Source organism: Vibrio coralliirubri (genome assembly GCF_024347375.1).
Taxonomy (GTDB): Bacteria; Pseudomonadota; Gammaproteobacteria; order Enterobacterales; family Vibrionaceae; genus Vibrio; species Vibrio coralliirubri.
On sequence record NZ_AP025471.1, the window covers coordinates 1,108,735 to 1,120,602 of the forward strand.

General features: G+C 43.9%; 8 protein-coding genes and 2 pseudogenes. 7 read left to right on the top strand and 3 right to left on the bottom strand.

The annotated features are described in order from the left end of the window. The first annotated feature begins 29 nt into the window (after positions 1-29). From OCV20_RS21585 to OCV20_RS21610, 7 genes and pseudogenes are all read left to right on the top strand, one after another. Complete coding sequence (locus tag OCV20_RS21585; RefSeq protein ID WP_086774671.1) at positions 30-1,256, top strand: YcaO-like family protein; 1,227 nt, start codon at positions 30-32, stop codon at positions 1,254-1,256. After that, positions 1,253-2,590, top strand: a complete 1,338-nt coding sequence (locus OCV20_RS21590; protein WP_086774670.1) for a TfuA-like protein — start codon at positions 1,253-1,255, stop codon at positions 2,588-2,590. The genes OCV20_RS21585 and OCV20_RS21590 overlap by 4 nt, the downstream gene beginning before the upstream one ends. Continuing rightward, on the top strand, positions 2,590-2,934 hold the full coding sequence (locus OCV20_RS21595; protein ID WP_086774669.1) for a hypothetical protein: 345 nt from the start codon (positions 2,590-2,592) through the stop codon (positions 2,932-2,934). Before OCV20_RS21590 ends, OCV20_RS21595 begins: the two co-directional genes overlap by 1 nt. Positions 2,935-2,975: 41 nt before the next feature. Then, positions 2,976-3,167 (top strand): annotated as a pseudogene (locus tag OCV20_RS25950) (FHA domain-containing protein); the annotation flags it as partial. Between the two features lie 6 nt (positions 3,168-3,173). Next, positions 3,174-3,962: a hypothetical protein gene (locus tag OCV20_RS21600; RefSeq protein ID WP_261881453.1), complete on the top strand. Its 789-nt coding sequence runs from the start codon at positions 3,174-3,176 to the stop codon at positions 3,960-3,962. 512 nt (positions 3,963-4,474) lie between these two features. Continuing rightward, the gene (locus OCV20_RS21605) at positions 4,475-4,789 is read left to right on the top strand and encodes a hypothetical protein (RefSeq protein WP_261881454.1); all 315 of its coding nucleotides are present in this window, start codon (positions 4,475-4,477) and stop codon (positions 4,787-4,789) included. A gap of 17 nt (positions 4,790-4,806) precedes the next feature. Next, the gene (locus OCV20_RS21610; protein ID WP_261881455.1) at positions 4,807-6,477 is read left to right on the top strand and encodes a collagen-like protein; all 1,671 of its coding nucleotides are present in this window, start codon (positions 4,807-4,809) and stop codon (positions 6,475-6,477) included. Positions 6,478-7,070: 593 nt separating this feature from the next. On the opposite strand, the pseudogene OCV20_RS21615 reads toward OCV20_RS21610, so the two are convergent. The 3 genes and pseudogenes from OCV20_RS21615 to OCV20_RS21625 all read right to left on the bottom strand — a co-directional run. Further along, positions 7,071-7,530: pseudogene (locus OCV20_RS21615) on the bottom strand (winged helix-turn-helix domain-containing protein); the annotation flags it as partial. A 92-nt stretch (positions 7,531-7,622) separates the two neighbouring features. Then, complete coding sequence (locus OCV20_RS21620; protein WP_261881456.1) at positions 7,623-10,580, bottom strand: amidohydrolase; 2,958 nt, start codon at positions 10,578-10,580, stop codon at positions 7,623-7,625. Positions 10,581-10,695: 115 nt separating this feature from the next. Continuing rightward, entirely contained in the window at positions 10,696-11,790 is a 1,095-nt protein-coding gene (locus OCV20_RS21625; protein WP_086775118.1) for an NAD(P)/FAD-dependent oxidoreductase, read from the bottom strand. Positions 11,791-11,868 lie beyond the last annotated feature (78 nt).

Genomic DNA, 11,868 nt, shown 5'->3' on the forward strand with positions numbered 1-11,868 from the left:
TCCGAATCTTTGTCATTGAAGGACCATTAATGCCTCAGAAAAAACACCGAAAAGGAACGCACCGCCAGTGCTCCCCCGAGACCACTTTCGAAAGAATATCCCCTTACTTCAAAGAGATGGGAATAACCCGCGTTGCAAACATCACTGGGCTGGATCATATCGGAATTCCAGTCGTTACTGTCTGCAGACCTGACTCCTATGCAATTTCTGTTGCTCAAGGAAAAGGGTTGGACTTAATGTCAGCAAAAGTATCTGGCGCAATGGAAGCAATAGAGACTTACCACGCTGAGCACATCGAACTACCACTTAAATTAGCAAATTTTCATCAGCTTTCGAAAAAGTGTTCAGTTCTAAATATCGAGGCTTTACCCAAGTTGGCGTTTAGTCAATTCTCAGAACATGAACAACGTCTGTGGGTAGAAGGAACTGAGCTGTTTACTCAACAATCTACATATGTCCCTTATGAGGTTGTTCATTGCAACTATACGCTTCCATTGCCTACTGGCAGTGGCGCTTTTGTCATGAGTTCAAACGGCTTGGCTTCCGGCAACAGCATAGAAGAAGCGATAGTACACGGCCTCTGCGAAACAATTGAACGCGATGCCTTAGCATTGTGGAGAGTAAAGCAACGACACCTAAGTGACCCGTACAACAACCAACTAGACCTCAATACCGTCGATGATGAGGATTGCCTGGCGATTATCGAACGATACCGTGTGGCTGGTATTGATGTTCAAGTTTGGGATATCACATCAGATATTGAACTTGCGAGTTTCTTCTGTCGAATCATCTCTGATTCACAGGAGCAAGGCCCTTCTTATCCAGCTTTCGGATCAGGCACTCACCCATGCAAGGCCATTAGCCTGTTAAGAGCGCTAACAGAAGCAGCGCAGACGCGTCTAACCATGATTTCGGGTTCGAGAGATGATATCGATGCCAATGCTTACCTAAGCCTAAATTCTAAGCAGAAGGAGCGAGCAACTAACATGAAACCTTGTTTGCTGAGAAACTTTAAAGATATCCACTCTTGGAACAATACGTGCTTTACGAAAGACATTGAACTCATTTTAAGCAAACTAAATAAGGTCGGCCTTACTCAAGCAGCCTTCGTAAACCTAGAAAAAAGTGAATTTCGCATCCCTGTTGTACGTGTCATTGTTCCCGGATTAGAAGGTATTGAAGAACTGCCAGGTTACGAGATGGGAGCACGAGCTTTAGCTGTCAAAGGCTCGTTAGTTGCGGGAGAATTAGCATGAGCATCATTATTTTTTCCGGCCCGACTCTCTCCACGACTAACATTCAGAGCATTATAAACGCAGACTGTCGTCCCCCCGCCAAACAAGGAGACATTTATTTAGCCACATACGACCAACCGAATGTGATCGTTTTAATTGATGGTTACTTCGAAAGCGTTCCTGCCGTCTGGCACAAAGAAATACTCTATGCCTTATCTTTAGGCATCAAAGTATATGGTTGTTCGAGCATGGGAGCACTGAGAGCGGCCGAACTAGCCCAGTTTGGGATGGAAGGTTCTGGTCGAGTATTCGAAGACTACATAAATGGAGTTTTGGAAGACGATGACGAGGTAGCTCTTGTTCATGGGCCCGAAGAACTGGGGTGCCCACACATCTCATCTCCTATGGTGAACATGCGTGCTACCCTAGAGCACGCCATCAAAAGTCGTATAATAAACCAACAAGAGTCAGCGCAAATTATAGAAGCATTAAAACAGCTTCACTACCCTAAACGAACTTTATCTAAGCTTTATGAATATGCTCTGGATTTTTTTGGGGACGATAGGGCTCAGTCATTACGTAAATTTACAGAAAACAATTACATAGATATTAAAAAATGTGATGCTGTTACTCTTCTAAAAAAACTTGCTGAACACCCAAAACTGCTGCTCCCACTCTCACCAAAAGTGAGACATCACTTTAAGCCAACGGATGCCTGGGAACGGTTAATTTCCCAATTGAACCACCAAAGAAAACTCTCAAACCATTCAATAACGAGCGAGGAGCTTCACCGAGAACTTAAGATCGATGGTTGCTTTTGGGAGCTAAAACAACAGGCTATTTCCCGAAAAAGCGCATTGAGAACCGCCTCTTTCCATAATCCAAGCATTTCAGATGAGCATAAACGAAATGCCTTACTTGAAATGGCTCTTAGACAATCGGCCTATACAGACCAAGCCATAGATTTTAAGCACTTGGCTGACTGGTTAACATCACAACAGGTCAACAGTCACGACTTTGACGCTCTGGTTTCCCATGAATCTCTGCTCGCTTGGCTAAGTGGAAACCACCAGCATTTTGACGAAGAGCTGATCGACCTGTTGAAGCTCAATCAGCGCTATTCCGACTACCAAGCTCGGATCACATTTAAACGCGACACCCCTTTACTATCGCTGTCTGATCTCAATATCAATGAAGAACAGTTATGGAACTGGTTTTTTTCAGCCAAACATCCAAATAGCCTAACGCAAAATCCAAACGACCTTTGGCCAAGACTTGGCTTTTCGTCCTATAGCGAGCTGGAACGCGCCGCCATCCAGGACTATCAATTTTATCTGCAATCAGGAAATCACTAATGAACTACGTAAATGCCCTAAACCTTATCGCGACCTTAAAGATCAAACGTGAACAAGAGAAAAAGTTCATCGAGTTATCAAATATTATTTTTCCCCCACTCGCTCGTGAAACAGGTTGGAAGCTAACATCACTTTGGACTTCCAACGAACAAACTGACGAGATAACACACATCCAAAACCAATGGCAAACAAACGAAGAGACGACAGAACAAGTTGAAAGTATCCTTACACAAGCTATGGAAAATCTGACTCAGAGTATTGATGGTTACCAACAACAACTCGAGATGCTAGACGAATTAATTATTGAGGAAACACTGCACTATGCCAACAGCTATACTATTTAAAGACAACGTCATCTAAAGTTTCATAAACAGTGAGAAAACTCATGGCTTATCTAAGTAATCAACGATTTACGAACCCTATACACCTTAAAGCGTTTCACAAGTTTGGCCGGCTTTCATCATCATCCGTCAACACCACTATCAATTTACCGGACGTTTCTCGAATACACGCTATCATAGAATTTCAGAAACATTGGTTTATCCGTGATATCAGTCAAAACGGGATCCGAATAAATGGTCAGATGATAGAACCTAATCGACCTCAATTACTCAACGTCAATGATCAAATTTTGTTCTCAAGTGCACAAACAGACCCTTTTGTCGTAGAAAGTCTTGAGCCACCAAAAGACGTTTTATTACCAACGCAGCAAGAAGCTTACATAGAACCGGACCTAAAGCCTATCTATCTAGAGCACTATCATTTCTTGCCCAACGACACGTCTCCTGAGTTAGTCGTCTTTTATGATCCGGCTAAACAGGAGTGGCAATGTGAGCACTTTGAGAACAACTTGTGCAGCAGCTTAAATGATGGTGAACAGATTAAGTTTTCGGAAAAGACTTGGCAATTATTCAAAAGTGTTGAGGCTGAAGACACAGAAACAATGTGTCTTGCAAAGCAACCATCCAGTAATCTTTGCTATATCTTCAATATCAGTCTCGATGAAGAACTGACTGAACTCACCATCAGAGATGAACAAAGGTCAATCGACTGTCAGGCGCGAAGTCACCATTATTTGACAGCCTTGCTAGCACGATATAAAGCAGAAGATCTAAAAAACAATGTCGCAGAGCCCATGCAAGGTTGGCGAACCATAGAGCAACTAACGAAAGATCTGGGACTTGCAGAAACTCATATTAATATTCAGATATATAGAGCGCGTAAACAACTTTCGGAATTATTAGAACCAGAAGGTGTTTTAGTACCCAACCTTATCGAAAGAAAGCGAGGCAGAATTAGGTTAGCGATAAAAGATTATCAAATTATTAAAGGCAGTAAATTAGAAGTAGATTCGAGACACCTTGCAGCGTAACCAGCAGAGCGAATAAGTAAACTGACAAACCTCCAGCAGACCCGGTAAGTAAACCAACAAAAAGCCTGTTGGTTTACTCACTTCATTTCAAATTGTAATGGTCAACACACAGCCTTTCAGCCCTGTAAGTGCATTAAACTAAATCTCATAAACCTAGGGCGCATTGACCTTGCTCGGTTAAATCTTGTTCAATATAAAAGCGTTTTAATTGCGTCGAGGGAGAAGTAGCCTAGTCGTTCTAACACAATCTCCCTTAGCAAAGAGCAAAAAGCTCCCTTTCCCCTCATTCGTATTTCGGCTCTTACGCCATGTAATAGTGTGTAATAGTGTGTAATAGAACAAAGTTTCTTACTTAAGTATGTTAATAATTTGCGAGAACAGTATCGCCTTACTAGCTTAAACACTCTTCAGCTGTAATGAAGCGATTCGTGAAAGTGAACTGCATCTCGTGAACCTTAAGAATTCACAGTACTGGATAACAAATTTTGCTCATGCATCATCCAGAAAAAGTTATGGAAAACACTATGAGAATTTTCGTCAGTTACATTTTCATTTGCCTGGCTCTAGTTGGGTGTTCAGACCCAGAACAGACGCCAAATGAAGCTTCAGACTCAGAACAGACACAAAATGGCTCTTCATCAAGTGGAGAGCAGACACAAGGCACCCCATCACCAGAGGTCGTTTATTCTGTTCCAAAAACTGAACAAGGTTTCGAGCCACCTAAACAAGTTGTTAGCTCTCCCTTATTTAAGCTTGTAAGTATCGCAAGCTCCGAAAAGCCTACCGCTGAACTTAGCTCCGTAAATTACCAAGTTAGAGTTAAATAACTCCAATAGGATCTCTCATGAAAAATATTAATATCCTACTAGCCACTTTATTTATTTCTTGCTCCACATATGCAGCGGAGTTTAATCATAATGGTGTTCTTTACGATGCAAACAGTGAAACAACCATTGATGCTACTTTGCCAGTTATGTTCTCTATCTATAAAAGTGATGGTCAACTACTCTGGCAAAATGAAAAACTTGTCGAATTTATCGATGGTAATTATAGCGTCACCCTCGGTGAAAACTTGTCAATTGATATGTCTATTTTCGCAAACCCAGATTTGTACTTGGGGATCAATATCGACAACGATGGAGAAATGTCGCCAAAGTTAAAACTGTATACCACTCCACGGTCATACTATGCAGAAATGTCTAGCTCCGTAGTCGGTATTGCCAACTTATCTGAGCTTAAAGTTAACGGTGACATTGTTATCGATCAAGATGGCAAATGGGTTGGTGATATCGCTGGTTTAAAAGGCGACATCGGCCCGCAAGGCTTACAAGGTGAGACTGGGACAAACGGTGAAATCGGGCCTCAAGGTTTACAAGGTGAGACTGGGACAAACGGTGAAATCGGGCCTCAAGGTTTACAAGGTGAGACTGGCGCACAAGGCCCTAAAGGCGATATCGGGCCACAAGGCTTACAAGGTGCGACTGGCGCACAAGGCCCTAAAGGCGATACCGGACCACAAGGCTTACAAGGTGCGACTGGCGCACAAGGCGCACAAGGCGCACAAGGTACTACTGGCACACAAGGCCCTAAAGGCGATATCGGGCCACAAGGCATACAAGGTGATACCGGTGCGCAAGGACCCAAAGGCGATACCGGACCACAAGGCTTGCAAGGTGCGACTGGCGCACAAGGCCCTAAAGGCGATACCGGACCTCAAGGCTTACAAGGTGCGACTGGCGCACAAGGCTTACAAGGTACTACTGGCGCACAAGGAGCCAAAGGCGATACAGGACCACAAGGCTTGCAAGGTGCGACTGGCGCACAAGGTCCTAAAGGCGATATCGGGCCACAAGGCTTACAAGGTACTACTGGCGCACAAGGAGCCAAAGGCGATACAGGACCACAAGGCATACAAGGTGAGACTGGTGCGCAAGGGCCTAAAGGTGACGATGCCGCGGCTTTAGTGAACTACTTTACTCAATCCGAACTCGATAATGTCAATAGGGATACGACGCCAGATGGTACGTTGGTTTTCAATGCAGGCATATCTGCACTTCAGTTACTAATAAGTACGAACGAGCAATCGATTGGTACCTCAAACAACGGTAACATGAGCGCTAGTAACTCTATCCGTTTCGCTCAAACGTTCACCTTAGATAGGAACGCTACGCTCTCAGCAATAAAGCTCATGGCGGGAGCTGAAAGTACAATAAACATTTCAATAGTACCAAAGGAAGATTTAGCAGCGCTTGAATCGTTAGCTTCAAACGTAACTATTAATGGCGGCTGGAATGAAATCAGCTTGCCAACAAAAAATCTAACTTCTGGGACCGAGTACCTGCTACTGTTTGAAAACTGTAGTTGCACATACGACAGCAACGACAATTATAATATGGGGCAAATCATTGATAACCCAACAGATGGCTCTATCAACGATCCTGGAAGCAATAATTACGATTATACATTTACTCTAGTTTTTCAAGAAACAGCCAAAGTTTGGAGAACGATCAATTAGGCTTTATTTAGAAACCTAGTCTCTGTGTTCCTGAGATAGCTCAACTCAATAGAGTCAGAACTCAGGAACACGACGTATACCATAGCTAAAGACATGACAACTCGTGAGAGACAAGCCAAAACTCAATCCGTACATTATGATTTAGGAAGTCCTAATTGGCCTTGTGTGCGGTGAATAATTGAAAACACAAGACATTTTGGGAACGCTTTCCGATTAATCTTTGTTTTCGCTCAGAGCCTACATGATCGATTCAAAACGCCCCTAATGGAAGAGGTTGGGGTGTTTCTACATTAACACCCAATCACTCTTATACAGGGCTTTTATGGACATTGTTGTTACTCCTGCTTTTAATGACTGTAGCTTTAGTGTTGTACAACAATACTAGAAGAGAGGTACGTCAACCTCTTCAAAGCCCACTTCCGCACGAATAAACGAAGAATGCTTAGCCGAAAAGTAATCTCCACAGCAATTCTCTCAGGAAATGGTGATATAGCCTTATACTATTCTAAATAGTGAGTGTCAGAGAAAGGCTCACTCGATTCAGGTTGAATTGCGCAACAAAGCCGTTCTATCGGACCTAAGTTCGAACACTAGAGCGGTAAGTATTGAAGTTCAAGATTGAGCACCTTAGCTGTATCTTTCACCAACCCGGTTCGATGAGAGGCCGCTCCATCTAAGATTAGGTGTACCTTTTGCTCTAGTGGATAGTGCTCTGTCTTTAGTTTCCAGACAAAAAGCTCGCTGCATCTCTGGGCAAAACTTATGAGGTCCCTTAGGCTTGTTGTATGAGAATCCATTGTGGTGTAGTCACTTATTCATACCCATTACTCTGTAGCGAATAGCAAATTCGGCTTCTATATAAGCAATAATTTGGTGAGTATGAAAGTAAGTCTGTTCAGCCAAATGCTCAATAATCGGAATGGTTTGAACAGCAGACATTCTGCTCTGGCTACCACCGTTTTCAGGCTTTAACTTCTCAAACTGGAGATAATCGTTGATATGACGTGCAACCGCAGTGTCATGAATACGAAACGCCTGGGAAATAATTGCTTTGATATAAAATACGCTCTAAATAGTGAAACGCCGCAATGAAAGCGGCGTTTTGGTCTTGCAATGATTGTAGCCAACACGATTTAACTGAAAATTTAAATAAATGCCTTATCTTTATTAGCCGTTGAATTTACAATCTTTTGTGAATTACCCGCATACACGACATCTTTAAAGGCGCACAATTGATAGGTATCGAGCAGGCAAACACCCGCTCTGTAAGTTTTACCACTGTTAAGTGAAGCGCCTCCTTCCGGTTTTACAAACGTCGATATCTTATAGAGGCCGTCGGTAGTTTCATTAGCCAAGGTGAGCTTTTGATACGCGATAACATTTTTGCCATTAGGGGCAACCTGCCCGTTACCCCAACCAAATGTTGCTTGCTCGCATGATTGCCCTTTGGCATCGGTACTCGGGTCGATGATCACCACCCATGAATCAGATAAAACATCTTGCTTATTCGGCGGTATTTTCAACGTCACCGCAGCTTGAATGTGGTCAGGCTCTTTAACTTCATCAAGCGCAAACTCTGTCACAACCGTTGATTGTGCATTACAATCAGTCGTGTCCTTATTGCTCAAAGTAAAAGTTGTACTCGCTGCAATTGCATAAGCACCGACAAATACTGCGTTAGCCGTTTCATTTAGAGCGGGGCCGGCCTCTAAAGTCAATGTGTAGGCTTTGTCATTAGGAATCTGATCCACTAAGCTCTTAATATCCAAAGAATAGCAAACCTGATCGAGAGGACATTTGATTGGTGCATCCCGCAGTAGGATCGGAGATGATGCCCCTTCAACCTGTAAGCTCACCTGAAACGCAGCGTTAATATGGCCCCGCAGCGAGCCTGTAGAATCTTTAATATAGGGCGCCAAATAATTAAACGTTAACACCTTTTTGTCATCATGGTCAGCGTGATATCGCACATTGCTCAAACGGCTGCTGGCAAAATTTGGGGAGCCGCTATGCACTTGTTTCCCTCCTTTCCACGTTTCAAGTACTGGGATATTACGCATCCCTTGAGCCGGGTTAGCCAGATTGTCTGCGTTTTGGTAGGTCAGTGGTGACTCAGCTAAAATCACAAAGTCAGCGCATTTACCCACCTCTAATGAGCCGACCCACTTATCCGCATGGCACTGCCAAGCGGCATCGTAAGTCATTGCCTTTAATGCTTGAAAGGGGGTAAGACACTCCGCTGGGTTTAACACTTTCTGGGGGTTCCCTTGTGCGACGTCCTCCATTAAACGGGTGATGGATTGCTCCATCATGCGCAGTGGCCCTAAGGGGGTAACGCTGTAATCACTATGTAGGGTAATACGCATACCATAATCGGTTAATGTGGTGCGGCATAGGTCAAGTTGGTTGGCTCGTTGCTCACCAATAATGGTATTTTGAAAACCCCATCCCCAGTACCCAACATGACCAATGGTAAAGCTTGGGGAGATCCCGATCTCTTGCATGTCGTTCATATTTTCTCGGGTCAACAGTGAGCAATGTTCAATACGGTCTCGACGTTGATCGATGATGCTCTTATTCATCCCTGCAGCTCTGTAGGCATTTATGGTTCGTGCAATGGCGTGATCGCCATTGGCATGGATCATCAATGGCCAGCGCGACATATTGGCTTTTTGAACGATGGCATTGAATTCGATGGGATAACCGTAATTGAACAGCCCGGTGTTGGTTTGCTTAGCAATGTCGTTGGCTGTAACCGACACTTTTCCCTCATGAAATGTGCCAAATTCATTATAGTTTTCATCACAGTTATAGGGAGTATATTGATAAGCAGTTAGCCCCTGCGCTGAGCCATCCGAGATTAGCTTTAGATAAGCTAGGTTAAAATTTTCATCTCCGTGATTAGGCTGATAAGTGCCAATAATAGAGTTATTGAGCTGTGTAAGACTGTCCACTCCATATGCGCCAGCGATTCGCACTATTGGCTCCTTTCCCTCGAAGCCTTCGAGTTTGCCAGTGGCATAGGACTTGAGTTTTGTCATTTGAAAATCATCAAGCAATGCATCTAACATATAGGTAACGCCTCGCTCGGAGGCAGTAGTAAACACCTTATTGACCTGCTCTGTTATTTGTTCATCACTTGGGCGCCCAAACCATGTGCACAAAAACTCCAATACCGGCAGTATCTGTGCCATCTCTTGCAAAACACCATTTTCACCCGTGCTAATATGGGGATGAATCGTAGGCTCCTCGTCTGAGCTCAATTTATAATCTTTATTCTTTTTCGGCTCACCATTAAACCGGTTAATTTGCTCAATAACTACGCTATTTATATACGCTAAATGGCCCGAAGTATTGAGCACCATAATTGGGCGGCTCGTGCTCGCCTTATCTAACACATTTTTATTAAACGACTTGTCCTCTCCCTGTAACAGCGACGGATCGATATTGTGCCCAAGCAACCAAGATTGGCTCTGTGGCTTACTATCCGGTTGACCCTTGGCGTACTGGGCAGGACAATAATCAGGTAACGAAGCACTAATTTGTGTCGTGGCCTCACTTAGCTGCTTAACAACCCAAGCTAGGGTATAGCTTTTGCCCCTTAAGTTTTGCCCGACAAACGGACTCAGATCTACACCGGTATTGAAGGTGGCGCTGGGTATTATGTGTACATGGGGTTCAATGAAGGCAGGCTGTAAAAATTGTGAGCCTTGGATGAGCGTTGCTGTGGGGGCTGATTCTGGCCACTTCTGTTTTACCTCATCTAACGAACCCATCGCGATTATTTTGCCATCTTTTATTCCAATTGCCTCAACGGTTTTATTTTTCCCACCCGCTAAGGTTTGGATGGTGCCGCCATTGGTTGCATGGAAAATTCTATCCCGTGACACTTCACCTTGGGTTAATGACTGATTATTCGCTTTAGTAGACGATAAGCGTGAAGACTGTATGTTAACACCGTTAGGTATAAGAGTTTTCCAAAGAGGGTTGCCACAGGCACAACTGAAATGCCCTTTGCATTTATGTGTCATCGTAATTTCCTTTTCAGTGAATAAACGCTTCCCCGGATATCTTTTTGCTAAATAAGATAGTGCTAGTGTCATAGCGAAAAAATAATCGCGGTGATATAAATGTCTGTTCACTTTAGGTGTCAATGACACAAAATATTATTACGCAGTTATTACACTGTGGGAATATGGAGACTCGCGCCCTATTTTGTCAATGAGGTTGTTGCCTTACACGCCAAAAGTCACTGTGTGGCCAGCGCTGCTCCTGCATATAAGCGCTTTGTAACTGTTGTAAGTAATTAGCGTACATCTTGTCTAATAGATAACGGTAACAAAGAAAGGTATCTGACCTTCCCTGAAAATGGTCAATAATGGCACGGCTAGCATAATAGGCCGTGCCCATGGCTGCGGTGATGCCATAGGAGGATAACGGATCGTAACTATAGGCAGCGTCGCCAACCGCTAGCCAACCGTCGCCACAAAGCTCGGTTAGCCAGGACGAGCCCGCTTTATGAACAGACATAGCGCTGTGCTTCTGCCCTTCAAAATTATCCTTATGTTCAAGTCTGGCTAGGGTTTGATGGGTTTGACTCAGTAAAGAATGAAAGCCCACTTGCTTATTACAACGCAGTCGTGAAATGAGATGGGAGTCGGTCATTAGGGTGACAATTAACTTATTGTTGGGCAGGGTTGCGCTGTACCACCAACCGTACTCGGTTGCTTCAACCAGAGTCGCAGAGTTTGGCTCATGCTGCTCATGAAACACCATACTGATGCCAACTAGTTTATCCATTGATTCACGCTGAACCCCCAACGCCTTTGCTACCACCGCTCGGCGGCCACTGGCATCCACTATATAGTCGACAATAATCTCCCGCTGTCGAAAATTTGATTCTAGTGTTACTGTCCAGCGGTTATTTTCACGAACGCAGCTTTTAAACTTGGTACCCGGGTGATAATTAGCACCATTCACTATCGCCGTTTGCATAAGATCGTGCTCGAACAACGGCCTATCAATATGGGTGCCAGCCCCGTGAACGCCCAATATAAAGTCATCTTCAGTTACTGATGAGGCGCCCCAGGCCGATTGATTTGCATAGCTTATTTTATGTTTATCCAATAAATGTACTAAAGATAGCTTTGCCAATAAAGGCTTAATGTTAGGCGGTAAACACTCGCCAATTTTAGTCCGAAAACTCTGGTGAGTTTCAATTAAGGTTACCTTAAAATCTGCTTGCGCCAATTCACTGGCAGCAACAGCTCCGGCAGGACCACCGCCAACAACCAAAACCGATTTACTGTCCATCTGCTTTGACTCCTCTCAACGTGCTACTAGCCAATAATTAAAAAGACCATGTGAAGGTTACCCTTGCGCACCAACGCG